Origin of the sequence: Plantibacter sp. CFBP 8775, assembly GCF_014839505.1 — a bacterium.
GTDB classification, from domain to species: domain Bacteria; phylum Actinomycetota; class Actinomycetes; order Actinomycetales; family Microbacteriaceae; genus Plantibacter; species Plantibacter auratus.
In genome coordinates this window covers 313,160-339,261 of record NZ_JACYNV010000001.1, presented here as the reverse complement: position 1 = coordinate 339,261, position 26,102 = coordinate 313,160, and the positions used below count along the sequence as shown (strand labels likewise).

The 26,102-nt window shown below is 69.5% G+C and carries 21 protein-coding genes; 8 read left to right on the top strand and 13 right to left on the bottom strand.

The window, feature by feature from the left end; translation table 11 throughout:
• Positions 1-26 precede the first annotated feature (26 nt).
• Positions 27-1,790 carry a right-handed parallel beta-helix repeat-containing protein gene (locus tag IFR14_RS21315; protein ID WP_191939996.1) on the bottom strand — a complete coding sequence of 588 codons (1,764 nt, stop codon included), beginning with the start codon at positions 1,788-1,790 and terminating at the stop codon, positions 27-29.
• 89 nt (positions 1,791-1,879) lie between these two features.
• Between IFR14_RS21315 and IFR14_RS01585 the strand changes: the two genes are divergently transcribed.
• On the top strand, positions 1,880-3,028 hold the full coding sequence (locus IFR14_RS01585; protein ID WP_191939995.1) for an acyltransferase family protein: 1,149 nt from the start codon (positions 1,880-1,882) through the stop codon (positions 3,026-3,028).
• On the opposite strand, the gene IFR14_RS01580 is transcribed toward IFR14_RS01585, so the two are convergent.
• Together IFR14_RS01580 and IFR14_RS01575 are read right to left on the bottom strand one after the other, a co-directional pair.
• Positions 3,025-4,125 carry a hypothetical protein gene (locus tag IFR14_RS01580; protein WP_191939994.1) on the bottom strand — a complete coding sequence of 367 codons (1,101 nt, stop codon included), beginning with the start codon at positions 4,123-4,125 and terminating at the stop codon, positions 3,025-3,027. The two genes, IFR14_RS01585 and IFR14_RS01580, sit on opposite strands and share 4 nt — an antisense overlap.
• 10 nt (positions 4,126-4,135) lie before the next feature.
• Positions 4,136-4,603, bottom strand: coding sequence for an NUDIX domain-containing protein (locus IFR14_RS01575; RefSeq protein WP_198425020.1), 468 nt, complete (start codon positions 4,601-4,603; stop codon positions 4,136-4,138).
• A 97-nt stretch (positions 4,604-4,700) separates the two neighbouring features.
• On the opposite strand from IFR14_RS01575, the gene IFR14_RS01570 reads away from it, so the two are divergent.
• A complete protein-coding gene (locus tag IFR14_RS01570; RefSeq protein WP_191941199.1) occupies positions 4,701-5,705 on the top strand; it encodes an aldo/keto reductase in 1,005 nt (334 codons plus the stop codon).
• Positions 5,706-5,910: 205 nt separating this feature from the next.
• Here IFR14_RS01570 and IFR14_RS01565 read toward each other — a convergent pair whose 3' ends face one another.
• A complete protein-coding gene (locus tag IFR14_RS01565) occupies positions 5,911-9,384 on the bottom strand; it encodes a bifunctional proline dehydrogenase/L-glutamate gamma-semialdehyde dehydrogenase (RefSeq protein WP_191939993.1) in 3,474 nt (1,157 codons plus the stop codon).
• Positions 9,385-9,473: 89 nt separating this feature from the next.
• Between IFR14_RS01565 and IFR14_RS01560 the strand changes: the two genes are divergently transcribed.
• Both IFR14_RS01560 and IFR14_RS01555 read left to right on the top strand, forming a co-directional pair.
• Positions 9,474-10,364 (top strand): LysR family transcriptional regulator, encoded by an 891-nt coding sequence (locus tag IFR14_RS01560; protein ID WP_079003772.1) that lies wholly within the window; start codon positions 9,474-9,476, stop codon positions 10,362-10,364.
• Between the two features lie 174 nt (positions 10,365-10,538).
• Positions 10,539-11,408, top strand: a complete 870-nt coding sequence (locus tag IFR14_RS01555; protein WP_191939992.1) for an aldo/keto reductase — start codon at positions 10,539-10,541, stop codon at positions 11,406-11,408.
• 167 nt (positions 11,409-11,575) lie between these two features.
• Here the strand turns inward: IFR14_RS01555 and IFR14_RS01550 are convergent, their stop codons facing one another.
• The 3 genes from IFR14_RS01550 to IFR14_RS01540 form a co-directional block, all read right to left on the bottom strand.
• The gene (locus IFR14_RS01550) at positions 11,576-12,271 is read right to left on the bottom strand and encodes an ABC transporter ATP-binding protein (RefSeq protein ID WP_137242852.1); all 696 of its coding nucleotides are present in this window, start codon (positions 12,269-12,271) and stop codon (positions 11,576-11,578) included.
• A 27-nt stretch (positions 12,272-12,298) separates the two neighbouring features.
• Positions 12,299-14,488, bottom strand: a complete 2,190-nt coding sequence (locus IFR14_RS01545) for a hypothetical protein (RefSeq protein WP_137242853.1) — start codon at positions 14,486-14,488, stop codon at positions 12,299-12,301.
• 845 nt (positions 14,489-15,333) lie between these two features.
• Positions 15,334-16,083 (bottom strand): IclR family transcriptional regulator, encoded by a 750-nt coding sequence (locus tag IFR14_RS01540; RefSeq protein WP_086472571.1) that lies wholly within the window; start codon positions 16,081-16,083, stop codon positions 15,334-15,336.
• Between the two features lie 196 nt (positions 16,084-16,279).
• On the opposite strand from IFR14_RS01540, the gene IFR14_RS01535 reads away from it, so the two are divergent.
• From IFR14_RS01535 to IFR14_RS01525, 3 genes are read left to right on the top strand one after another with little or no spacing between them, the layout of a single operon-like run.
• Entirely contained in the window at positions 16,280-17,005 is a 726-nt protein-coding gene (locus IFR14_RS01535) for a CoA transferase subunit A (RefSeq protein ID WP_137242855.1), read from the top strand.
• A 5-nt stretch (positions 17,006-17,010) separates the two neighbouring features.
• Positions 17,011-17,703 (top strand): CoA transferase subunit B, encoded by a 693-nt coding sequence (locus IFR14_RS01530; protein WP_191939991.1) that lies wholly within the window; start codon positions 17,011-17,013, stop codon positions 17,701-17,703.
• Positions 17,700-18,872, top strand: coding sequence for an acetyl-CoA C-acyltransferase (locus tag IFR14_RS01525; RefSeq protein WP_191939990.1), 1,173 nt, complete (start codon positions 17,700-17,702; stop codon positions 18,870-18,872). Before IFR14_RS01530 ends, IFR14_RS01525 begins: the two co-directional genes overlap by 4 nt.
• Before the next feature lie 197 nt (positions 18,873-19,069).
• On the opposite strand, the gene IFR14_RS01520 is transcribed toward IFR14_RS01525, so the two are convergent.
• Positions 19,070-19,639, bottom strand: coding sequence for a dihydrofolate reductase family protein (locus tag IFR14_RS01520; RefSeq protein WP_137242858.1), 570 nt, complete (start codon positions 19,637-19,639; stop codon positions 19,070-19,072).
• 83 nt (positions 19,640-19,722) lie between these two features.
• Positions 19,723-21,150, bottom strand: a complete 1,428-nt coding sequence (locus IFR14_RS01515; RefSeq protein ID WP_137242859.1) for a glycoside hydrolase family 30 protein — start codon at positions 21,148-21,150, stop codon at positions 19,723-19,725.
• Between the two features lie 189 nt (positions 21,151-21,339).
• Between IFR14_RS01515 and IFR14_RS01510 the strand changes: the two genes are divergently transcribed.
• The gene (locus IFR14_RS01510; protein WP_137242860.1) at positions 21,340-22,056 is read left to right on the top strand and encodes an NUDIX domain-containing protein; all 717 of its coding nucleotides are present in this window, start codon (positions 21,340-21,342) and stop codon (positions 22,054-22,056) included.
• A 250-nt stretch (positions 22,057-22,306) separates the two neighbouring features.
• Here IFR14_RS01510 and IFR14_RS01505 read toward each other — a convergent pair whose 3' ends face one another.
• From IFR14_RS01505 to IFR14_RS01490, 4 genes are all read right to left on the bottom strand, one after another.
• Complete coding sequence (locus IFR14_RS01505) at positions 22,307-23,635, bottom strand: M20/M25/M40 family metallo-hydrolase (RefSeq protein ID WP_124767903.1); 1,329 nt, start codon at positions 23,633-23,635, stop codon at positions 22,307-22,309.
• Positions 23,632-24,432, bottom strand: coding sequence for a carbon-nitrogen hydrolase family protein (locus IFR14_RS01500; RefSeq protein WP_191939989.1), 801 nt, complete (start codon positions 24,430-24,432; stop codon positions 23,632-23,634). The genes IFR14_RS01505 and IFR14_RS01500 overlap by 4 nt, the downstream gene beginning before the upstream one ends.
• Positions 24,433-24,490: 58 nt before the next feature.
• Positions 24,491-25,456: a DMT family transporter gene (locus tag IFR14_RS01495; protein ID WP_159876659.1), complete on the bottom strand. Its 966-nt coding sequence runs from the start codon at positions 25,454-25,456 to the stop codon at positions 24,491-24,493.
• Positions 25,457-25,596: 140 nt separating this feature from the next.
• Positions 25,597-26,055: a MarR family winged helix-turn-helix transcriptional regulator gene (locus IFR14_RS01490; RefSeq protein ID WP_137242863.1), complete on the bottom strand. Its 459-nt coding sequence runs from the start codon at positions 26,053-26,055 to the stop codon at positions 25,597-25,599.
• Positions 26,056-26,102 lie beyond the last annotated feature (47 nt).

Below are 26,102 nucleotides of genomic sequence, written 5' to 3'. Positions count from 1 at the left end.
CGATTCCCGAGCGCCCGCCCCTCGGTTCAGCTGAGGGTCGTCGACCGCCAGGTGCCCTGATCGTTCACCCACAGTCGTCCGTTCCCCACGAGGATGTCGCCGGAGCGACCGCCGTACGGACGCGCGAGCCCCATGTGCCGCGTGGAGAGGTAGCTCGTGTTCGGCTGCGCGTTCGCGTGCGCCGTGTTGTTCGACTCCCAACGGTTGCCCTGCACCACCGAATGCCCGGTCGTGCCGAAGGTGTCGAGGCCGTACTCGCACTCGCGCGCGGTGTTGCCGATGATCGTCGCGCCACCGGTGCAGTTGCTCACGGCGACCGCGACGCGGATGCGGTCGATGCGGTTCCCCATGACCACGATCGAGCCGGCACCCTGGTGGAGCACCCCGAACCCGTTGGAGGTCGCCGCCCCGGTGATGGAGTTGTCGGAGACCACCGCATCCTCGGCGAGGTACGACACGACACCGCCCACCGAGCCGGATGCGAGCGTGACGGCGACGCGGTTGCCCGAGACGACGGGTTGTCTCGTCCGATCGAGCGCGATCCCGATCGGGCAGGTACCGCCGGCGATGCGGACCACGTTGTCGGTGATGAGCGCGTCGACGGCGCCGATGACGGTGGGCGAACCGCGGGGCGGTGTCGCCGCCTGGGCCATGATGCCCGCGGCCGCGACGCCGCGGATCTCGATGACGTTCCCGGAGACCACGGTTCCCTGCGCGTCGCGGTAGATCATGACCGGGCAGCGCTTCGGCCCCCAGGCCGACCCCTGGTCGTCGTCGGTCGTGCGTGTCCAGCGCACCGTGTTCGCGACCAGGGCGACGGATCGGGTGTCGATGACGGCGAGTCCCCACCAGGTCGCGTCGGACACGGTGTTGCCGGTCACGACGGTGTGGGCCATGCCCTCGACGGCGATGGACCGGCGGAACGGCCCGGTGACGACATTGCCCTCGATCGTGACCATCGAGTCGGCCCAGGACCCGGGGTCGACCGCGTAGTCGGGCAGGTTCTCGGCATGGATGCCGACCCGTGCGTCGGTGCCGGGGGCGGCCGAGACGATGTTGCCCACGATCGCCGATCGCGCACCCCAGACGGTGATGCCGTCGCCGCGATCCTCGCCCGCAGACGAGGCGGATCCCCGCCCTCCGCCCGAGCCGACGATGTTCAGGACATGGCACGCGGAGATGACGACGCCCTCGAACTCGCCCGCCGGTTGCACGGCGATGCCGTTCTGGAACCCGTCGACGGTGACGCCGTCGATCAGGACGTCGCTCGCCCAGATGCTGATCCCGGTGTTGCGCTCACCCGTGCTCGACGCCGGCGGGCCCGCGTAGCTGACCCGGACACCGGTCACCGAGCTGCCCGACACGATGAGCTTCAGCGCCGGGGCCGCCTCGACACCTCCGACGAACCGCAGCTCGCCGCGCCCGCGGAGATGGACGCGACGGTCGATCCGGATCGTCGCGTCCACGGCGATGACGTCGCCGCCGCGGACGATCACGGTGCTGCCGGCCGGGACAGCCGCGAACCAGGCGAGGACCGCGGTGGTGCTGACGGAGGCGCCGGTCGGGTCGATCCCGGGACCTTCGAGCACGAGTTCGACGGGCGGGGCGGCCTGGGCGTCCGCACTCCCGGTCGGCGCCGACGGCGCGGGGTCGGGGTCGGGTGGTGACGACGGGACTTCGGGGTCGGGATCGGGCTCGACGGCCGTCGGTTCGGGATCCGGGGTGGGGTCGGCTCCCGCTCCGGTCCTCCGCCACCGAGCCGTTCCGTCGCGTCGTGATGTCTTGTCCACAATCCATACAGTACAGAAGCATGAGGTACAAAAGCATCTTAGGATGAGAGTCCGGGGCGTTCACCGCCGCCCGACCACTCAGGAGCACCATGCCGTCACCCGCGAAACGCGCGACCGGACCGGGCCGCCGACCGGCACCTCGCGTCGACCACACCGCCTTCGCCGGCGCCCGCGCCATCGCCGCCTGGTGGGTGGTGTGCTCGCACTCCGCGGACTGGCTGTTCTCCGTGCTGCCCGAGCTCTCGTGGCTCGCGCCGATGGCCCACACCGGACTCGCCGTGGACGTCTTCTTCGTCCTGAGCGGGTACACGATCGCCCGGGCCTACCTGGATCGGCGCTGGACCTGGCCCGCCTACGGTCGCTACCTCCGGAACCGCGTGGCGCGCCTCTACCCGGCTCACGTGGCCGTACTCCTCGCCTTCGTGCTGCTCTGTGTCGGTGGGGCGATGGTCGGTGTCCCAACGGACGACGGGGCGTTCCCGCCCATCGGCCTCCTCGCCGAATTCACCCTCACCCGCGCGTGGTTCGGCGACGCACTGTGGTGGAACCCGCCCGCATGGTCACTGTCGGCCCAGTTCCTCGCGTTCATCCTGTTCCCGGTGTTCGCCCTCGCCTTCCGCGGCCGGATGCGCGGCCCGGCCCCGGTGGCCGCCCTCGCGGTCGGTCTCGTCTGCGCGACGACGATCGCCGCCGCTGTCGCCCCGTCGGCCATGAACGGCATGGCGCCGCCGACGCTCCGGGTGCTGTGCTGTTTCGTGCTCGGCGTCTGCGTGGCGGAGTGGACGGCGGCCCTCCCGGTCACCCGACGAGCGGCGTGGGTCGCTGCGGGAGGTGCCGCCGGCCTGGTGGTGGCGGCGATCGCACTCGAACCCGGAGCACCACGAGCCTGGGCCGCGATCACCTTCGCGGCGATCATCGTCGGAGGCCTGGCGGTCGCGAGCCCGCGCTCCACCGCGGTGCTGCGCAGTCGCCCCGCGCGCATCCTGGGGCAGCTCTCGTTCTCCACGTACCTCGTTCACGTCTTCGTGCTCATCCTGCTGGCGAAGGCGATCACGCCGAGCGCCGTCGACGGCGTGCCGCTCCTCCTCCGCGCCCCGATCATCCTGGCCTGGTTCGGCTCGATCCTCGCCGCGTCCTGGCTGCTCCACGCGCTCGTGGAAGTGCCGTGGCATCGGAGACTCGCAGCACCGCGGACGAGCCGGGCCGTCCCTGCCGACGGATCGGCCACCGGCGCTTAGGCGTTCGTGCCCGCCAGCGGACGCCGCGCCGCCCGGACGTCCTGCGCGATGCGCTCGGGGAGCCGCAACGCAGCGCTGACGAAGGCGAGCACAGCCACGGCGAGCGACACCCAGAGCACGGACCAGGCGGCATCGGTGGGCGGGCCCAGCAGCAGCGACGCCGCCGCGTCCCCCACGCCGCCGGGGATCGCGACCGACACCGCGAACACGAGGGCGAGCCGAGCAGCACCGAGCAGGATGAGTGTCAGACCCGCCGCGAGCAGGACGCCGATCGCGGCTCCGGCCACGGTCCGGCTCGGGTTGCGGCGCCCTAGCCAGAGCAGGATCACCCCGAGTGCGAGGAGCCCGATCGCGAGCCAGGGCGACCAACCCGCCGCCGTCTCGATCACCTGGATCCCACTGAGTACCGGCGCGACCTGCGATGCCGGGACGACGTCGACCACGCGGTCGACGTCCGGGATGACGGCCGCGAAGCCGAACCCCGCGTCGACCAGCCACGTGCGGGTCGCGGAGACGATCGGTCCCAACTGCACGCCCAGGCCCTGCTCGGCCGAGACGTCGATGACCGCTCCCTGGGAACCGGAGACGCCCGCGACGAGCTGCTCATGCGTGACGCGGAGGGCTTCGGTCCAGGCGGTCGCGAAGGCGGGCGAGGCCGCGAACTCGGCGACGTTCCGGCGCAGGACCTCGCGCAGCGCATCCGCGGTGTCGCCACCGATCGCGCCGAGCACCTCCGAGATCGCCGGCGGGAGCGAGAGGGTCGCCGCGAGGTCGGCCGGTGCCGCAGCCGCTGCCTCGAGGTCGACCTGACTCTCCAGCGCGGCGAGCGCCTGGTCCCCCACGAAGGCCTGGACGGCGGGGTCCTTGGCCAGCGGGGCGAGGGTGTCGACGAACGCGTCGGTGTCGCGGAGCATCGTGTCCGCCCAGGTGCTGACGAGCGCGACCGGGATCAACAGGGCGCCGATCACGATCGCCACCGTGCCGAAGAAGCCCCATGCGCCCGCTCCACGTCGGACCGGCTGCTCGACGGCCTCCGCCCGGAGCGCGTCGAAGGTGACGAAGTCGTTGCGGGCGTCGGACGACGGGTGATCGGTCACGCGCCCGAGTCTACGAGTCGGCGCCGTCCGGGCGTCTGGATCCGCGAGACCGCGCGATCGCTTCGACCGCCGCCACCGTGGACACGGTCACCCGTTCCGGCAACGCGTCGAGCGGGAACCACCGGAGACCGCCGTGCTTCTCCGGCTCTCGGAGTTCTGGCTCGCCGACGGTGTCCTCCGCGAGGTACACCGGCGAGATCCAGTGCTGATGCAGTGCCTCCTCGAAATGGTCGACGACGCACAGCAGCTCGATCGAGCCGAGCTCGATCCCGGTCTCCTCCAGGGCCTCCCTGCGGACGGCGTCCTCGAGGCGTTCCATCCAGTCGACCTTCCCGCCGGGGATGCCCCAGGAACCGGCCTCGGGCTCGCGGAGGCGCTCGAGCAGGAGGATCCGACCATCGCGGATGATCGCGACGCCGCATCCGGAGCGCGGGTGCGGCATGGGCGCTCCAGCGGGTGAATGCGTGGTGGACGACACGTGCTCACGCTACTCGACGCTGCACCGGCTCGGCCGTGAACGATCACGGTACGCTTGCTCCCGGCACCACGACGATTCGATGATGAAAGCGCAGACCATGCCCTACGAAGCAGCCGAAACCCGTTACGACGACATGACCTACCGCCGCGTGGGCCGCAGCGGACTGCGCCTCCCCGCGCTGTCCCTCGGTCTCTGGCACAACTTCGGCGAAGGCCGCAGCATCGAGGTCCAGCGGGCCATCGTGCGCCGCGCCTTCGACCTCGGGATCACCCACTTCGACCTCGCCAACAACTACGGCCCGCCCGCGGGTTCCGCCGAGACCGCCTTCGGCCGCATCTTCGCGGAGGACCTCGCGGCCCACCGTGACGAGATCATCATCACCTCGAAGGCCGGCTACTACATGTGGCAGGGGCCATACGGCGAGTGGGGCTCGCGCAAGACCATGCTGTCCTCGCTCGACCAGAGCCTCGGCCGTATCGGCGTCGAGTACGTCGACGTCTTCTACTCGCACCGCCCCGACCCGGAGACCCCGATCGAGGAGACGATGGGTGCGCTCGCGACGGCGGTCAAGCAGGGCAAGGCGCTGTACGCCGGCATCTCGAACTACTCCCCCGAGCAGACCATCGCCGCGGCGGCCGCGCTTCGTGAGCACGGTGTCCCGCTGCTCGTGCACCAGCCGCGCTACTCGATGTTCTCCCGCGAGGTCGAGGACGGCCTGCTCGACACCCTCGACGAACTCGGTCTCGGTGCCGTCGTCTTCAGCCCCCTCGCGCAGGGCATGCTGACCGACCGCTACCTCGGTGGGACGGTTCCGTCGGACTCGCGTGCGGCGACGAGCCACTTCCTCAACGAGGAATCGATCACGGACACCTATCTCCAGCGCGCCCGCGGTCTGCAGACGATCGCCGAGGAACGCGGCCAGACGCTCGCGCAGCTGGCGCTCTCGTGGGTGCTGCGTCGCGAAACGGTCACGTCGGCGATCATCGGTGCCAGCTCGGTCGAGCAGCTCGAGGGCAACTACGCGGCGATCCACCGCCTGGACTTCGACGACGCCGAACTCACGCGCATCGACGAGTTCGCCGCCCACGGCACCCTCCGCTGACGCCACATCCCCTCCCCTGACCCCTTCACTTCGTCCCTCACTCAGGACAACTCCGGCGCGTCGCCCCCGCACCCACCCGACCCGCCGGAGTTCTCCTGAGACAGGTTCACAACTCAGGAGGATGTCGGCGCGGCATGCAGAACGCCCCGGCGTGTCGGGATGACACGCCGGGGCGTTCCTGAGTTGCGAACCGAGCGGGCTCGGGTCAGATGAGGTCGTCCGAGAGGTGGTTCGGCGTGCCGAAGCGGTGCGCCGTGATCGAGACCGCCTGCTCCTGGAGGAACGGCAGCAGCTCGATGCGACCGGCCTCGGTGACGTCGCCAGCGTAGATCGCGACGTCGGGGCTGCCGGAGGTCGCGTGCGCGACACCCTCGGTCGTCCCACCGATGATCCGGACGCGTGCGCCGGTCTTCGTCCCGACGAGCGAGGCGGCGGTCACGTACCAGCGGTCCTCGCTCTCGACGGTGATCCCACCGGCGATGGCCTCGACGGCCGGGACGAGCTTCGGCGGCAACGCGACGGCGGACGACACGTGCACGGTCGCGCCTGCGGTCGCACCGGCGGCGACGACACGGAGGAGTTCCGCGACCGAACCGCCGTCCACGAGACGCACGTGGACCTCACGCGGCACGTACCGGAACACGTTGCGCTCGGCGGTCAGCTTCGAGACGTCCTTCGCGACCCCGAACTCGTCCGCCCACGCAGCTGCGTCGCTCGCGACCGACCGGCGCAGGAACGCGAACTCGTCGGCGCTGAGCACCGCGTCAGCGGCTCGCAGCAACGAGGCGACAGCGGGCTTCGGGCCACGGCGCTCCGCCGACCGACCGACGGTGCGCTCAGCCGTGCTCTCGGCGCTGGTCCACGAGCCGAGGCCGATGAGGTAGTTCGGGCCGCCGGCCTTCGTCCCCGCGCCGACCGCGGACTTCTTCCAACCGCCGAACGGCTGACGCTGCACGATCGCGCCGGTGATACCGCGGTTCACGTACAGGTTGCCGGCCTGGATGCCGTCCAGCCAGAGGCGCAGCTCGGCCGGGTTCAGGGAGTGCAGCCCGGCGGTGAGACCGTAGTCGATCTCGTTCTGGATGGCGATGGCCTCCTCGAGGGTCTCGGCCGTCATGATCCCGAGGATCGGGCCGAAGTACTCGGTGAGGTGGTACTCGGAGCCGCGGGCGACGCCGGCACGCACGCCGGGGCTCCACAGCTTGCCGCTGTCGTCGAGCTGCTTCGGCTCGACGAGCCACGACTCACCGGAGCCGAGCGTCGTCAGGCCGCCGAGCAGCTTGCCCTTCGCCGGCTCGATGATCGGCCCCATCTGCGTGGTCGGGTCGACCGGGTAGCCGACCTTGAGCGACGTGACGGCGTCGACGAGCTGGTGACGGAAGCGGCGCGAGGAGGCGACCGACCCGACGAGGATCACGAGCGACGCGGCCGAGCACTTCTGGCCGGCGTGACCGAAGGCCGACGCGACGACGTCCTTCACCGCGAGGTCGAGGTCGGCGCTCGGGGTGACGATGATCGCGTTCTTGCCGGACGTCTCGGCGAGGAGCGGCAGCTCGGGGCGGAAGGAGCGGAACAGCTCCGCGGTCTCGTAGCCACCGGTGAGGATGACGCGCTCCACCGCCGGGTGGGCGATCAGGCGCTCACCGAGCGAGTTGTCGGCCAGCTGCGCGAAGCGGAGCACCTCGCGCGGCACACCGGCCTCCCACAGCGCCTCGATCATGACGGCACCGCTTCGGCGAGCCTGACGGGCGGGCTTGATGATGACGGGCGAACCGGCGGCGAGCGCCGCGAGGGTCGAGCCGGCGGGGATGGCGACGGGGAAGTTCCACGGCGGGGTGACGACGGTGAGCTTCGCGGGGGTGAAGGTCGCGCCGTCCACGTGGTCGAGCTCGCGGGCGCGCTCGGCGTAGTAGTGGGCGAAGTCGATCGCCTCGGACACCTCGGGGTCGGACTGGTCGAGGGTCTTGCCGGTCTCCGACGCCATGACCTCCATGAGGTCGGCACGACGCTGCTCGAGGACGTCGCCGGCGCGGTGCAGGATGACCGCGCGCTCGGCGCCGGAGAGCGAGCCCCATGAGGCGCCCGCTGCGGTCGCTCCGTCGATGACGGCGTCGAGCGCCTCCGTGCTGTCGAGGATGGACGCGGCGACGGTGTCGTCCCCGAGCCGCGACTCGGTGACACGAGTGAGGATGTCGCGTCCCCAGACCCGGTTCGCGGGGAGCGAGGGGTCGGTGTCGGGGGTGTTCTCGAACGCGTCGACCGGCGAGGCCTCGGCGGGCTTCGTGCGGTCCTGCTGCCGGTTCGGCGCAGGGACGGTGGTGTCCAGCTCCGCGAGCGACGCGAGGAACCGCTGCTCCTCACGGGCGAAGAGGGTCTCGTTCTCACTCAGCTCGAACACGGCGGACATGAAGTTGTCCTGGCTCGCGCCCTCCTCCAGGCGGCGGATGAGATACGCGATGGCGACGTCGAACTCCTGCGGGTGCACGACCGGCGTGTAGAGCAGGAGCTCGCCGACGTCGCGCTTCACAGCCTCGGCCTGGCCCTGCGCCATGCCGAGCAGCATCTCGAACTCGACGCCGCGTTCGACGCCCCGCTGCTTGGCGAGCAGCCAGGCGAAGGCGATGTCGAAGAGGTTGTGGCCGGCGACGCCGATGCGCACGTTGTCGATGCGGTCGGGGTGCAGGGCGTACTCGACGACGCGCTTGTAGTTGGTGTCGGAGTCCTGCTTGGTGGACCAGGTGGCGAGCGGCCAGTCGTGGAGGGACGACTCGACCTGCTCCATGGGGAGGTTGGCGCCCTTGACGATGCGCACCTTGATGCCGGCACCGCCCGCGGCACGGCGACCGGCCGACCACTCCTGGAGACGGATCATCGCGGAGAGGGCGTCGGGCAGGTAGGCCTGCAGGACGATGCCGGCCTCGAGGTCGTGGAACTGCGGGAGGTCGAGGAGCTTGGTGAAGACCGCGATGGTGAGGTCGAGGTCCTTGTACTCCTCCATGTCGAGGTTGATGAACTTCGCAGGCGTGGCTTTGGCGGCACGCTCGAACAGCGGGGTGAGGCTCGTGACGACGTGCTCGACGGCTTCGTCGAACGCCCAGACCGAGTGGGGGCTGACGGTCGACGACACCTTGATCGACACGTAGTCGACGTCGGGGCGCGCGAGCAGCTTGTGGGTGCCCTCGAGACGACGTGCCGCCTCACCTGTACCGAGGACGGCCTCGCCGAGCAGGTTGACGTTGAGCCGGGTGCCGGGCGTCTTGATCTTCGCGATCGCGGGGCCGAGCTTCTTGTCGGTGGCGTCGACGACGAGGTGGCCGACCATGTTGCGGAGCACCTTGCGGGAGATCGGGATGACGACGCCGGGCAGGATCGGGGCGAACGCACCGCCGCAGCGGACGGCGGCCTTCAGGTACCAGGGGAGGAACGCGGGCACCTTCGGAGCGATCGTCTGCAGGGTGCGGGCCGCGACGCGGAGGTCCTCCGGACGCACGACGCCGTCGACGAAGCCGACCGTGAACTCGAGGCCGGTCGGGTCCTTCAACACACCGGCGAGCTGCTGCGCGGAGGCGTCGGCGGGGATCGTCGAGGCCGTCTGGAGCCAGCGGCGGACGAGGGCGATGGCCTCGGTGGCGAGGGCGTCGCGGTCGAGCTGCTGCGTCGATGCAAGAGTGTCGGTCATGGTGCCAGTATCGGCGTCGGGACCAATAAGATACAGCGAAGGTTTTCGAACGATATCCATCGGTTGAGCCGATGGTTTTGGAGGGCACCGTGCTGGACGTCCGACGGCTCCGCCTGCTGCGCGAACTCAAGATCCGCGGGACGATCGCCGAGGTCGCCGCAGCCCTCAACTTCAGCCCCTCCTCCGTGTCGCAGCAGCTCTCAGTCCTCGAGCAGGAGACCGGCGTCGAGCTCCTGCGGAAGGTCGGTCGACGGGTGCAGCTCACCCCGCAGGCCGAGATCCTCGTGGGGCACACGGACGCCCTCCTCGACACGCTCGAGCGCGCCGAGGCCGACCTCGGGGCCTCCCTCACGACCGTGTCGGGCACCATCCGCGTCGCGGTCTTCCAGTCGGCGGCGCTCGCGCTCATGCCGGCGGCCCTCAGCGCCATGCGCCGCGACCACCCGGACGTCCGCGTCGAGATGGTGCAGCACGAACCGGAGACGGCGCTGGCCGAGACCTGGGCGCGCGACTTCGACGTCGTCGTCGCGGAGCAGTACCCCGCCCACGCCGCCCCGAGGCACCCCGGACTCGACCGCCGTCAGCTCGCCACCGACCCGATCCGACTCGCGTGCCCGCCGGTCGCGAACGAGATCCACCCGGTCCTGCGCATCGAGGACGCGGCCGACCTCCCCTGGGTGATGGAGCCGCACGGAGCGGCGTCGCGACACTTCGCCGAGCAGTTGTGCCGCCGTGCGGGGTTCGAGCCCGACGTCCGCTACCAGACCGCCGACCTCCAGGCGCAGATCCGGTTGATCGAGTCCGGCAACGCGGTCGCCCTCATCCCCGACCTCCAGTGGGCGGGCGAGCCGGCCAGCTGTCGCCTCGTCGACCTGCCCGACCTCCCGCGACGCACCATCTTCACCTCCGCGCGCGAGGCCGGCGTCACCCGCCCGGCGATCGTCGCCTTCCGTGCCGCCCTCGAGGACGCTGCAGCCTGACCCATCCCCGGTCCCTGAGCTTGTCGAAGGGCGGTCCCTGAGTAACACCCGCCGGTCCCTGAGTAACACCGGCCGGTCCCTTCGACAGGCTCAGGGACCGAATGCAAGGGGGGTGCGCCTCCCAGCCGCCGGTGCTTGGCTGGAATTTCCGCATTCCTTCGAAGGAGCACCCGCATGACCGACACCACCACCCGTCCAGCCGCCGCCGCCGGCACCTTCGCCCTCGGCGGCGACCTCACCGTCAACCGACTCGGTTACGGCACGATGCAGCTGACCGGCGAGGGCGTCTGGGGCGAGCCCGACGACCGCGACGGCGCCATCCGCCTGATCAAGCGCGCCGCCGAGCTCGGCGTGAACTTCTTCGACAGCGCCGACGCCTACGGCCCCGATGTCACCGACACCCTCCTCCGCGAAGCGCTGCACCCCTACGACGACATCGTTATCGCGACGAAGGTCGGCCAGACGCGACAGGGTCCCGGCGAGTGGACGCCCACCGGCGTGCCCGCCTACCTCCGCCAGCAGGTCGAGCTCGGTCTCCGCCGTCTCGCCGTCGAGCGCATCGACCTCCTGCAGTTGCACCGGATCGACCCGACCGTGGCGTTCGAGGACCAGATCGGCGAACTGCGCAAGCTGCAGGACGAGGGCAAGATCCGGCACATCGGCCTCAGCCAGGTCAGCGTCGCCGAGGTCGAGGCGGCCCAGAAGATCGCTCCGATCGCGTCGGTGCAGAACCTCTACAACCTCACCGACCGCTCCTCGGAGGACCTCCTCGACTGGTCGACCGAGCACGGCGTCGCCTTCATCCCGTGGTTCCCGCTGGCGACCGGCGCCCTCAGCAAGGAGGACGGCCCACTCACGCAGCTCGCCGAGCGACACGACGCGACCCCGTCGCAGCTCGCGCTGGCCTGGCTGCTCAAGCGCTCGCCCGTCATGCTCCCGATCCCGGGGACGTCGAGCATCGAGCACCTCGAGGACAACCTGCAGGGTGCGACGATCGAGCTCACCGACGACGAGTTCGAGGAGCTGTCCGCCGTCTCGGAGTAACGCTCCCACCGCCCTTCGACAGGCTCAGGGACCGGACCGCCGGTCACTGAGCGGCCACCCGGTCACTGAGCTTGTCGAAGTGCAGCGCAGCTCACGGACCGGACCACAGCTGCCCGGACGCCGAGTGGCCCCACCCGGTCACTGAGCTTGTCGAAGTGCAGCGCAGCTCAGGACCTGGTCACCGGGTCGGCCGACGAGGCCGAGAGCGATGGGGCTCCATCGCGTTCTGCAGACAGGCCGAGGTCGAAGACCCGGTCGCATCGGTCGGCGACCCGCCGATCGTGAGTGACCACCAGCAGTGTCTTGCCGTAGTCCTGCTGTAGCGACAGCATTTCAGCGACTGCGACATCCGCCAGGGCGTCATCGAGGGCTCCCGTCGGTTCGTCCGCGAGGATGAGCTCTCCCGGCTTCACGAGGCAACGAGCGAGCGCGACGCGCTGACGCTCTCCCCCGGACAGCGTCATGACCCGGTCGTGCGCGACCTGCCGAAGACCGAGTCGGTTGAGTATTTCCATGATCTGCTGCTCCTTCGCTCGTCGGCCGAGTCTTACAGCATGAAGACCGATCAGGACGTTCTCGAAGGCCGTCGAAGCACCGATCAGCGCGAACGACTGGAAGAGGTAGTTGATGTGGTCGCGGCGCAGATGCGACGCCGCCCGGCTGTTGATCCGTGGAAGCGGTGCGCCGCGGAACCGCACTTCGCCGCCGCTGCACTCGTCGAGGAGCCCTGCGATGTTCAACAACGTCGACTTGCCGGAACCTGACGGCCCCACGATGGCGACCGATTCGCCACGGTGGACCTCCAAGTCCACGCCGTCGAGGACGCGGCGTGAACCGTACTGCTTGGTCAGCTGGTCGATCATGAGCAGTGGTGTCACTGTGGGTCCGTCCTAGTCCTTGAGCATGATGGTCAGTTGCAGCCGCGAGAGGGTTCGCGCAAGGAACACGAACAGGATGAGTTGTGCCGCGGACATGACGGCGATCCCCAGGATCGCGCTCCGCGAAGAGGACAGCGCCGCGGCTGTCACTGCCGAGGCACAGACCACGCCGACGAGGACGAAGGCGGGCGCGAAGATGCTGCTGGATGAATACCCGAGCATCCTCTTGACGGCCATCGATTCCCGATACGTGGTCGAATACAGCCTCATCAGCGCAGTGAGCAGCAACAAGCAGAACAGGCCAAGGAAGAGAATCATCACGCCGAAGAGTTGCACCACCGACTGGATGGACTTCGTGAGGCCCGCGACGAAATCGCCGACCGGGAGGTATTCGACCCCGTTGTCGTCCAGGTCGAATCTCGAGAGGTATGACTGATTCGCATAGCTCTTCGATGCGCCCCGGCTGAGCTTGACGTAACTGTTGTCCAACCCGACCGCGGCGAGGCTTTCGCTTTCGAACGGGATCATGTTCTCCGGGGTCGTCACGAGGATGACCGCGTCGGTGACCCCATTCCACCCAGCCGGATTCGTGCTCCACGGGAACAGCGCTTCGGCGGGGTGGTAGTTCTGGAAGGTGACGATCCGGTCGTCGAAGAAGGCCGTGCGGATCGCCGGTTCGTAGGCGACGTCACTGTGCTCACCGAGCCACCCGCGGACTGCGGCTTGCGCCGATCCCGTCCAGGAATCCGGAATCAGGAAGACACGTTCGCCGGCCTCGGCACGCTCGACGAGACCGGCGTCCACCGCGAAGCCCTGTGACGCGAGGGCGTTCGGCGAGGCCACCACATACCAGAACGGCCGCTCTGGAACGGATTGGTACACTCCCGACCACACGTCCAGCACACTCCGGTCGACATACTGGCTGTTGACGAGGCCCACGCCGCGCGCGTCGGCGATCGAGGTGTACCAGTCGTAGAAGTCGCGCTGATACTGGCCTGACTGTCCGGCGAAACTCGCCTCATCCTCACCCGCCTTCGTCTGGTACAGGATTTCCTGATCGGCCACCGCCGCCCATGATTCGCTGACCCCTGCGAGCGTTCCGGCTTCCTTCATCGGACCGTCGAGAAAGATGAACGTCGTGGTGAATCCGGCCATCGCCATCGCGTGAATACCGGCGAGCACGCCGAGCAGAATTCGCCGCGAGAAGCGTCCGGCGATCGCGTCGACCGGTTTGACCGCGACGAGCGCGAGGGCCGCGATCGCCACACACCCGACTGGTAGGAGCACTCCGGCCACTGCGGCACTCCATGCAGCGGCGAGCATCGTCGGGTTCACGCTGTATCCCGGCGCCATCAGTGGTACGGCGATCATCGACAGCGCGATGGTCGCAACGATCGCGACGACGACGGGCCTCAACAGCACGACGGCGAAACCCAAGCGCGATCTTCCCAGGAGGAGATGCACGCCGAGCACGCGGAACGCACGCACTGCCTCGAAGAGGAGAACGAGCAACAGCAGGAGAGCCGTGGCTATCACGAATCCTTGAAGCAGGCGGGCGCTCATCCCGCTGTCCGTCACATGACCGCGGAGCGGTGCGAGCATCCGGTCCGACGAGAGCCCCGTCGCCGATTCGAGCGAACTGAGCAACTCTGCCAACTGCTCCTCGTCGGCCCCCGAAACCCGGTAAGCACCGTTGACCGTACCCGACGTTTCCACGAGCCGCGCGAGTTGCACCACGGAGAACCGCGGCGCGAACAACAACTCCGGAACAGGGTGGATGACATCTGCCGCATTGGCGTCGAGGCCGATCGATGCAGCGGGATCGGCCCTGGCGAGATCGGCGATCTGGTCGATGTCGACCAGCGTCGTCCCGAGGAAATCCAACGTGAGCGATGCGGGAGCATTGTCTCCGGTCATGACCCCGACGCGCATCCCGGTCAATGAGCCGTCAGCATCGGACAACTCTTGATCCACTCTCACGATGGCTGCCTCGTCGGCGGTAGCGAACTCACCGAGAATGTCCAGTACGCGAGTCGTCTGCGCCTCGGAAACGTCATAGAGGGAGATCTCTGTGGAACCGCGAGGATACTCATCGATCTCTCGACGAAGCAGGCTCCCTTGACCGATCACGTAGAGCACACTCATCATTGCTCCGATGACGATCACGAGCACGACGCTCGTCACTTTCGACCAGAGGGCCATGTGTGTTGCCGTCTCTCTTTCGCCGACCGGCGGTTCTCCGGACACTCTCGTGAGGTCGCCCCAGACGACGGAGACCTCACGAGAGGCCGAATATGTGAACGAAGAACCTATCCTCGGGCGTTCCAGTAGGCCGTCGCCGAGCCCGTCCCGACCCACTGTTCAGCGCTCGCAAGCACTCCCGGGGCTTTCCAACCTGAGAAGGTCGTATTTGCGGTGGCGCTGTGCTCGTATGCGCCCGACTGCACACTCGAGTAACTCGTTACCCCCCAAGAGCGACCGTGATCCCAGCTGATCGCAGACCCTTTGTAATACACGGTTTCCGCGTGCGCGACACCTGCGCCTCCGGCCAACAGTGCCGCAGACAGTAGCGTGACGGTGAGTGCCTTTTTGATCCTCATTATGTGTTTCCCCTCTAACCCTTTGAGTCGAGCGCCACCGACGGTAACGCCCCGCGATCTTGTCCGCAGCCGATCCGACTGTCGACACCTGAATGGCTTCTACTGGTCGATTCGGCTTGAGGAGTTGAGCGTAGGTCGACCCTAGCGAACAGATATTTTGCATGTCTAGTTAATATTTCAGGCTTTCCGGGTTCGCAGATATGACTGACTCACCGCCATAGCGCGAGACCCAGCGCGTGGGTCGAAAGACGGTCGAGAGTCCCTCCACGCCTCATCGCGCCACCTTGGGAGGTCAGCGATACCGCTGGAGCAGCGTCGGGTTACGGCTCGCCGGCGGCGTGCCGCCGCCCTTCGACAGGCTCAGGGACCGCACCGTCGGTCACTGAGCGGCCACCCGGTCACTGAGCTTGTCGAAGTGCAGCGCAGCTCAGGAACCGACCGCCCGGCTCAGCGGAGTCGCTTCGACAGCTCGTGCGCCTGCTCCAGCAGCAGGCCACCGAGGAACGCCTGGCGCTCAGGCCGGAACCGGGATTCGATCCCGGTGAGACTGAGCGCCCAGGCGGGCTTCCCCGCCGCATCGAAGACCGCTGCACCCATCCCCCAGCTGCCCTCGAGGATGAGCGCCGGGTTCACCGCGTACCCGCGCTCGCGCGTCTCGCGGATCCGCTCGCGCACACGGTCGGCGGCGTGGGCCTCGCCCCACCGCTCGGCGAGGTCGGCGCGGCCCAGGTAGTCGTCGATCTCCTCGTCGCTCGAGAACGCGAGGATCGCCAGCCCCGCCGACGCGACCCCCAGCGGGAAGCGGACACCCTCGGTCAGGACGAACGACCGCACCGGAAAACTCCCCTCCTCACGCAGGAGACAGACGGTCTCGAAGCCACGGCGCACCGACAGGAACGCGCTCTCGCCGCTCTCGTGCGCGAGGATCCGCACGCTCTCCTGCGCGAGCTCGGCGACGTCGTACCGCTCCGCCGCGAGCGATCCGAGGAGGAACAACTCTGGACCGAGGTGCCATCGGGCCGCCCGGGTGTCGTGGTCGAGGAAGCCCTCGGCGGCGAGCGAGGCGAGCAGGCGGTGCGCCGTCGGCCGGGTGAGCCCGGCGGCCGCAGCAACCGCCGAAGACGACGCGCCACCGGGATGCTCCGACACGATCTTGAGGATCCGGCTCACGCGCGAGACGACCTGGGCGCCGCGCATCCCCTCAGCCACATCTCACCATCAGCTTGTCCACATGGTGAGCCTACGCCGTGGCCGGGACCACGTCATGAGTGAATCCGGGCTCGGGCCCGATGCCACCTTTGACACCGCAGGACCGCTGTGACTGACTACTGGAGAGACGAACGGCCGGAACCACCATGTGGGCAGGCCGGTCCGCCATCCACAAGGGAGTGACATGACGAAACACTGGTCGAGCGCCGCCGAGGCGTTGCACGAGGTCGTCCGGGACGGAGCGACCATCGCGGTCGGCGGATTCGGCCTGAGCGGCAACCCGACCGACCTCATCGAGGCCCTGCGGGACACGGGTGCCACCGACCTCACGATCGTCTCCAACAACATGGGCGTCGACGGCAAGGGCCTCGGCATCCTCCTCGAGAACCGACAGGTGCGGAAGGTCGTCGCGTCGTACGTGGGCGAGAACAAGCTCTTCGCCAAGCAGTTCCTCGACGGCGAGCTCGAGGTCGAGTTCACGCCGCAGGGCACGCTCGCCGAGCGGCTTCGCGCGGGCGGTGCCGGGATCGCCGGGTTCTACACGAAAACCGGTGTCGGCACCCCGGTCGCGGAGGGCAAGCCGACGGAGGTGTTCGACGGGGAGACCTACGTCCTTGAGCGCGGCATCGTCGCGGACGTGGCCCTCGTGCACGCGTTCCGCGCCGACCGCGAGGGCAACCTCGTCTTCCGGCACACCGCCCGGAACTTCAACCCGATCGTCGCGACCGCCGGCCGGCTGACGATCGCCGAGGCCGAGGAGGTCGTCGAGGACGGCTACCTCGATCCGAACACCGTCGTCACCCCCGGCATCTTCGTCCAGCGCCTCGTCACGGCGACGCCGCGGGTGAAGGACATCGAACAGCGCACCGTCCGCCCGGCGGCCGCCTCCACGACACCGGCAGGAGCCTGATCATCATGTGGACGAGAGACGACATGGCCGCGATCGCGGCGACCGAACTCCGCGACGGCGAGTACGTGAACCTCGGCATCGGCATCCCCACGCTCGTCGCGAACCACGTCCCGCCGGGGGTCCACGTCACGCTGCAGAGCGAGAACGGCCTGCTCGGCATGGGTCCGTTCCCGATCGAGGGCGAGGAGGACGCCGACCTCATCAACGCCGGGAAGCAGACGGTCACGCTCCTCGAGGGCGGGAGCTACTTCGACTCCGCGATGTCGTTCGGCATGATCCGCGGCGGTCACGTGCAGCTGGCCATCCTCGGCGCGCTGCAGGTGTCGGGTGCGGGCGACCTCGCGAACTGGACGATCCCGGGCAAGCTCGTCAAGGGGATGGGCGGTGCGATGGACCTCGTCGCCGGGACCCCGCGGGTGGTGGTCGTCACCGAGCACGTCGCGAAGGACGGCAGCCCGAAGATCGTCGAGCAGTGCGATCTCCCACTCACCGGCGTCGGTGTCGTCGACCGCATCGTCAGCGACCGCGCCGTCTTCGATATCGTCGAGGGGGCGCTCGTCCTGCGGGCCTTCGCGCCCGACACGAGCGTCGCCGAACTGCGCACCCTGACGGGCGCGGAGTTCTCCGTCGAACTCGACCCCACCACCACCGGCGAGGTGCCGACCGCACCCGCCACGCCTCAGGAGGCACACGCATGAGCACCGTCATCGTCGGGTACGCCCGCACCCCGTTCGTGAAGTTCAACGGGGCGTTCGCGTCCGTGCCGGCCACCGAGCTCGGCGCCCACGCCATCCGCGCGGCCCTGTCCCGGGCAGGAGTCGACGCCGCCGACGTGCAGCAGGTCATCGCCGGCCAGGTACTGCAGGGCGCTGCCGGCCAGAACCCCGCCCGGCAGTCCGCCGTCGGGGCCGACATCCCCTTCACCGTCCCCGCCATCACCGTCAACGCCGTGTGCCTCTCTGGCATGGAGGCGATCGTCACCGGCACGCGTCTCATCGACGCCGGCGAGGTCGACGTCGTCGTCGCGCTCGGCCAGGAGTCGATGAGCCTCGCCCCGCACGCCTGGTCGGGCTCGCGCGCCGGCAAGCGCTACGGCGCCATCGAGCTCGTTGACACCCTCGATCACGACGGCCTGACCGATGCATTCGAGCACCGGTCGATGGGTTCGTCCACCGAAGAGCGCAACGGCTCACTCGGCATCGCGCGCCCGGAACAGGACGCCTGGGCGGCCGGCTCGCACCAGCGGCTCGCAGCAGCTGCGGACGTCCAGGCCGAGGAGATCGAACCCTTCTCCGTGCCGGGGCGCAAGGGTCCGACGGTCGTGAGCGCCGACGACGGACTCCGCGCCGACACCACCGCCGACTCGCTGGCCGGGCTGCGTCCCGCGTTCGGCGGCGAGGGCACGATCACCGCGGGCAACTCCTCCCAGATCACCGACGGGGCGGCCGCGGTCGTGCTGATGAGCGAGGAAGTCGCTGCAGCCCGGGGACTCACCCCGATCGCCCGCGTCGTCGCGCATGCGCTCGTCGCCGGACCCGACGTCAGCCTGCACGCCCAGCCCTCCAATGCGATCGTCGCCGCCCTCGCCAAGACCTCCCACACGACGGGTGACCTCGCGGCGGTCGAGATCAACGAGGCGTTCGCCGCCGTGTCGGTCCACTCGACCAATGAGCTCGGTGTGGATCCCGTGATCGTGAACGCGAACGGCGGCGCGATCGCCCTCGGTCACCCGATCGGCGCCTCCGGCACCCGGATCGTCGGGCACCTCGCCCGGCGCCTCGCCGCCGCCGGCTCGGGTTCGATCGGTGCCGCCGGCATCTGCGGCGGTGGCGGCCAGGGCTCAGCGATCATCCTCGAGGCCGTCTGATCCGTCCGTAACTCCTGCTGGACGCTCGGCGCCGATCCCCGCCCGTGCGCAACTCCTGCTGATCGCGCCGCGTCGCCGCACGCCCCGGCGTGTCGAGTGAGCCGCGCGACTCCAAGCAGGAGTTGTGCGCATGAGCGGGGATCACCGCATCGGAGAAGCAGGAGTTGTGCGCGGGGCGAGCTGGCCGCGCTGCCGACTCAGACGGGCTCGCCGGTGACGGTGTAGCGGAGGTGGACGACGCCGGCCTCGAAGCGACGCTCGTCGACGAGTTCCAGACGTCGCCGGAGGTTGGCCGGCAGCGCACGCAAGCCGCCACCGACGATCACCGGTGAGACGAACAACTGCACCTCGTCGACGAGGCCAGCGGCCATCGCCTCGGCTGCGAGGTGCGGGCCGCCGACGCTGAGGTCGCGGTCCGATTCCGCCTTCCACCGGCGCACGGCCTCCGGGTCGAACGATCGCTCGAGCGTCGTCCGGGCCGTCGAGACCGCATCGAGCGACGTCGAGTACACGACCTTGTCGGCCGCGAGCCACAGAGCCGCGAAGTCGGCGATCTCGCGAGGCTCGTCCGGCAGCTCGTCCGCCGTCTCCCAGAACGTCATGATCTCGTACATGCGTCGGCCGAACAGGTAGGTGCCGATCGGGCGGGAGAGCTCGTTCACGAACGCGTGCACCTCGGCGTCCGGCGCACTCCAGTCGAAGCGGCCCTCCTCATCGGCGAGGTAGCCGTCGAGCGAGCTGATCGCCGAGTAGATGAGCCTGCCCATGTGTCCTCCGTCGCCAGTGCCGGTACGCGAGAGGCTAGGCCGCAGAGGCAGCCGCCCACAAGGGGTCGCTCCGGCACCGATGGTCAGGCGGGCGGGACGACGAGCGTCGCGAAGGAGTCGGCCGGCAGGGTCGGGGTGATGACGTCGTCGCCCACCACGATCTGCACGGGGAGCGGTTGGCCGAGGTCGTTCTGCATCACGAGCACGACGCCGCCGTCCGGGTTGCGGAAGGCCAGCAGGTTCTCGTGCCCGGTCCAGCTCATCGTCGCGAGTCGCTGCGCCCCCGGCTGCAGGAAGTGCCCGAGGTGCCGCATGAGGAAGTACTCATGGGTGTAGCGGAAGGTCCGGTTCTCGGGGTCCACGACGACGAGCGAGTTCTGCGCCCAGCCCCAGCGGCTGACCCCGCCCTCCGTGAGCGCGAGGTTCCAGTACGTGTAGGCCTGCGCACCGTGTGTGAAGAAGTGGCGCATGAGTCCCCAGGTGTGCCGCACGAAGCGCCAGTCGTTCCGGCCGTCGCCGCACTCCTGCTCGGTCTGGTAGAGCGCGAGGTCCGGGTGGGCGTGATGCACGGCAGCGATCGCGCCCTTGCCGGCCCACTGGAATCCGACTCCGGCGACCCAGGGACCGGCCGCCGGATCTCGGAGTACGGTCTCGATCTGCGCGTCGTGCGGCCGCTCCTGCGTGCCGAGGAAGACCCGCACTCCGAGACGGTCCATCTCCGGCCCGAGGACCGCGATGAACCGCGCGAGCCCCTCGGCCGTCCACACGCAGCTCGGGAACACCTGCGCCGAGTTGAACTCGTTCTGCGGCATGACCATTTCGACGCGGATGCCCTCCTCGCCGTAGGCCTCGACGAAGCGGGCGAAGTACCGGGCGTAGGTCTCGAGGTAGCGGTCTTCGAGGATGAAGAGATCGGTCCCCTCGGAGCCCAGCTGGTCGTCGCGGATGCCGTTGTCGACGCCGGAACCCGGCCATGGGCGTGCGGCCGCGTAGTGCCCGTTCGTCTTCATCCAGGTGGGCGGGCTCCACGGCGACGCCCAGAGGCGCAGGTCGCCCCGGTACCGCTGCGCCGCCTGGATGAAGGGGACGAGCGTCGCGCGGTCGTGGTCGATGCTGAAGTGCTCGAGGTCGAAGTCGCCGTCGACCTCGTCGTAGGAGTACCAGTCGGTGGAGAAGTCGTTGGCACCGACGGGCATGCGGCAGAGCGAGAGGTTGAGCCCGGCACCCGGCGTGAAGAGGTCGGACAGGATGCCCTCGCGATCCGCTTCGGGCAGAAGGCCCAGCGCCGTCCAGCCGAGTTCGTTGAAGCATCCGCCGATGCCGTCGACGGTCTGCTGCGGGTTCGTCACGTCGACCACGACGTTCGGCATCCCCGCCATCCGCCCGAACCCGAGGGGCTCCTGCTCCTGCCAGGGTGCGTCCTGGGTGGTCACGACCCAGGCGACCGACCGCTCCGATGCCGTGGTGCCTCCGCTGGCGACGGGGCTGCTGGCGGGATTGCTGCTCGTCATCGAGTGCCTTTCGACGGGGGTCCTCCGTGGACCGCGACCGGTGCTCCCACCAGTATGTTGCAGAACCCGCGAAAACCGAAGAGCAGTCGCCATTCGCGATCGGGCGCGGCGCACAGCAGGGCTCACCCGAGCGGCGCACCCGGGACACCCCGCTGGCATGCCGTTCGCAGGCGGTCGTACACTCGATGGATGGCCGATTCCACGACGGTCCGGGAGCCGCAACCCGGAGCAGACCTCCCCGACGCCCGCGGGCGCACCGGCCTGCACCAGACGGGCCTCGACCTCACCGGCAATCCGCGCGTCCAGGTGACCGACGTGGAACTGGTCGCCGCCGCCTGGCACGTCCTCCGCCGGACGACCCTGCGGGTCCAGGACCGCTCAGGCGCGTGGTCGACGCAGCAGCGCGAGACCTACGACCGCGGCAACGGCGCGACCATCCTGCTCTACCACGGTGACTCCCGGAAGGTCCTGCTCACCAGGCAGTTCCGCTACCCGGCCTACGTCAACGGACACCCGACCGGCGAGCTCATCGAGACCGCCGCCGGCTTGCTCGACGACGACGATCCCGAGACGGCGGTCGCCCGTGAGGCCCGCGAGGAGACGGGGTTCGCGGTCGAGGCCGTCCAGCATGTGTTCGACGCCTTCATGAGCCCCGGGTCCGTGACCGAGCGCCTGCACTTCTACGCGGCCGAGTACGACCCCGCTGCGCGTCGCGGCGACTGGGGCGGGCTCGCCGAGGAGGGCGAGGAGATCGAACTCCTCGAACTCGACATCGACGACGCGATCGCGCGCATCGGCGACGACATCATCGACGCGAAGACCATCATGCTGCTGCAGTGGGCGAGGCTCTCCGGCCCGTTCGCGACGGCACCGACGCCTGTTCCGCCTGCACCACCCGCACGCTAGTACCGCCGAGACTCCCGGACCCCGAGCTCGCCAGAACACCGTGCCACCCGTCTCCGGGTGGCCGATCGGCGAACCCGAACACCGGTCGGCCCCCGGTCCCTGAGCGAAGCGCCGGTCCCTGAGCGAAGCGCCGGTCCCTGAGCGAAGCGCCGGTCCCTGAGCGAAGCGCCGGTCCCTGAGCTTGTCGAAGGGTGCCCCGACCGAGCCCGCCACCGCCCTTCGACAGGCTCAGGGACCGGCATGCGTCAGCTCAGACCGAGCGGATGATGTCCGTGAGCACGGCGCAGCCGAAGTCGAGCGCGTCGAGCGGCACACGTTCGTCGACACCGTGGAACATCCCGGGGAAGTCGAAGTCCGCCGGCAGCCGGAGCGGGATGAACCCGTACCCCGTGATGCCGAGTCGGCTGAGCGCCTTCGCGTCGGTGCCGCCGGGGATGAGGTGCGGGAGCACGGTCGCACCGGGATCGTGCCGCTCGATGACCGCTTCGATCACCGAGACGAGCTCACCGTCGTTCGGCGATTCCATCGCGATGAGCTCCAGCTGGACCTCGACGTCGACCCCCTCACCCGCCGCCTCGCGGATGCGCGCGATGACCTCGTCCCGCTGGCCGGGCAGGAACCGGGCGTCGACCGTCGCGGTCGCGGACTCGGGGATCACGTTCTCCTTGTACCCGCCGGAGATCATGGTGACGTTCGCCACGTTCTGCAGGCCGGCGCGCAGCCGCGACGCGCTGGGGCCGACGAGCGCGGCAAGTTCGAACGGCGACAGCTCGGAGGAGGCTCCGGTCAGTTCACGCAGTCGCTGGAACAGGTGCGTCGTGGTCTCGGTGAACGACACCGGCCAGTCGAGCGCGCCGATCCGGCCGACCGCGGCGGCGAGCTTGACGATCGCCGAATCCTGGCTCGCGAGCGAGGCGTGACCGGCGGCACCGTGGGCGGTCAGCCGCAACCAGAGCACGCCTTTCTCGCCGGTGTTGAGCAGGTACGCGCGGGTGTCGGCTCGTTCACCGAGGGTGACGCTGTACCCGCCGCCCTCGCTGATCGCATCGCGGACGCCGGCGAACTGCTCCGGGTGGTGCTCCACCATCCACTGCGAGCCGAGGACGCACCCGGCCTCCTCGTCGGCGAAGAACGCCAGGACGACGTCGCGCTCGGGCTGCTCCCCCGCCGTCACCATGCGCCGGACCGACGCGACGATCATCGCCACCATGTTCTTCATGTCGACGGCGCCGCGGCCCCACAGCATGCCGTCGGCGATCTCGCCGCCGAACGGATCGACCGTCCATGCGGCCGCGTCGACCGGGACGACGTCGAGGTGCCCGTGCAGCAGGAGGCCGGGCAAGGTGCGGTCGCGACCTGGCCACCGCGCGACGAGGTTCGTCCTGCCGGGCTCGGCCTCGAAGCGCTCGCACACGATCCCGACCTCACCGAGCAGGCGTTCGACGAGGTCGGCCGCGCGGGACTCGCCGACGGCACGCCCACCGCCGTAGTTCGAGGTGTCGATCCGGATGAGGTCGCGCGTGATGGAGACGACCTCCGAGAGACCGACCGGGTCGCTCACGCGTTCGCCCACGCTCATTCGGCGGTCCGCGGGATCACGGTGAACCGGCGGTTGGCGAGCGAGGGAACCCGCGCCCGCACGGCGTCGAGTCGGGCCGGATCGAGCTCGGCGAACACCACGCCCGGTGCCTCGCCGGCGGCCGCGATGACGACGCCGGCAGGGTCGACGATGATCGAGTTGCCGGTGGCGAGCGGGCCGGTCTGGTTGGCGCTCACGACGTAGGCGGTGTTCTCGATGGCCCGGGCGCGCACGAGGGTGGTCCAGGCGTCCTCCTTGCCGGGGCCGACGATCCACATCGCGGGCAGCAGGATGACGTTGGCGCCGGCGTCGATGAGACGCCTCGCGCTCTCCGGGAAGCGGAGGTCGTAACAGGTGAAGGCACCGATGCGGAGGTCGCCGAACTCGAGGACGAACGGTTCGGTGAGCTCGCCGGCCGAGATGCCGTCGCTCTCCGCGTACCCGAAGGCGTCGTAGAGGTGCACCTTCCGGTACGTCGCGGTGATGTTCCCCTCCGCGTCGATCGCCACGAGCGTGTTGTAGGGCAACCCGCCGGGGTTCTCCTCGATGGTGCCGACGACCGTCGGGAGGGAGCGCGCGGCAGCTGCGGCGGCGACGCCCGTGATGAAGGGGCCGTCGAGTGGCTGGGCGATCGCGGCGAGCGCACTCGGCGGCTCCGAGGTGGCGTAGCTGCTCATCTCCGGCAGCACGAGCAGTTCGGCGCCGCCCGCCGCGGCCTCACCGAGCAGGGCGACCACACTGGCGAGGTTCTCGTCGATGTCCGTTCCGGCGGAGAACTGCCCGGATGCGATGCGCATGTGAAACCTCGTTCCGTGGGAAGGGCCGCGACCGTCGGCGCGCGGCCGTCCAGCCACCCTATGCCGAGAGTGGGGGCGTGCGCCGCCGGAGCCTGAGCCGGCCCTGGCTCACGAGGATGCCGAGCACGACGATCACGCCGCCCACCGGCTCGTTCCAGTGCAGGATCTCACCGAGCACGAGGATGCCGAGGACGACACCGACCAGGGGCGTGAGGTACGTGACGGTGGACGCCGCCGTCGGGCCCCAGGAGTCGACGATCGTCGTCATCCAGATGTAGGCGACGCCGGTACCGAGCGCTCCCAGCGCGAGCATGCTGAGGACGACCGGGGCGTCGAGCGACACCGGCTGCATCGCGATGAACGGCGAGAGCACGAGCATGATGACGGCGGCGAGCGAGATCTCCACGGCGGAGATGACGACCGCGTCGTAGCTGTGAGTGCCGAGGACGAACTTCCGGAGGTAGACGAAGGCGATGCCGTAGCAGAGGGTCGCGCCGAGGCAGGCGAGCTGCGCCGGGATGGACTCGAGGATCGCCGGGTCGGCCAGGACGCGCCAGGGGCCGACGACGATCGCGACGCCGAGGGCGCCGACGAAGATGCCGAACACCTGGAGGCCGTTCAATCGTTCCTTCGGGAGGAACACCGCGCCGACGGCGAGCGTCATGATCGGCGTGGTCGCGTTGAGGATGCTCGACAGGCCGGACGGCAGGAACTGTCCCGCCCAGGAGAAGAGGAGGAACGGGGCGACGCAGAGGAAGACGGAGACGACGGCGAGGTGCGCCCAGAGTCGGCGCTCCCGCGGCCAGCGGCGTCGGGTGACGAGCATGATGATGCAGAGCGTCAGGGCGCCGAGCACCACGCGGGACAGCGCGACCTGCGCCGGAGCGAGGCCGGTGAGGCCGGTCTTCATGAAGAGGAAGCTGGCACCCCAGATGAGCGCGGCGCCGAGATAGGCGCCCAGCACCCTGCGGGACCCTGGTGCGACGAGCGCGGTGACACGGGTGTTCGGTGCTGCGGTGCTCATCGTGCTCCCTCGAGTCGGACGACTCAGCTTGGCATCACCCACCGACGCCGTGTTCGCAATTCAGGACGCCCCCGCGTGTCTCGCCGGCTCCGCCGCGCCGCAGCACGGACACGCCGGAGGCTTCCTGAATTGCGAACGGGTCAGACGGTGGTGGCGACGGGCTCCAGCCGGTGGATCGCCTCCACGAGCGGTGCGAGTTCCGGGAGCGACTCCGCGGTGGTGAGCGACTCTTCGAGGGCGCGGTCGTGCACCGGCCGGGCCTCCTCGAGCAGCGCCTTCCCGGCCGCAGTGAGCTCGGTGTAGACCCCTCGGCGGTCGTCGGCGCACAGCACGCGGGTGAGGAGCGCGCGGTCCTCGAGGCGGTTGACGAGCCGAGTGGTGGCGCTCGGCGACAGGGCCGTCGCGCGGGCGAGCTGCTGCATGCGCATGTGCCAGCCGTCCTGGCGTCCCAGGGCGTCGAGCACGGTGTACTCGACCACCGAGAGCCGGGCCTCCGCCTGCAGCGCACGTTCCAGATCGGACTCGATCGATCCGTACAGAGCGGCGAGCGTCCGCCACCCCTGCGCGCGGATCTCAACAGCGTCGTCGGCGATGCCCATCGGGACTCCTCGGTTCGAACATCGAATGATTGATTGCAGACGCACAT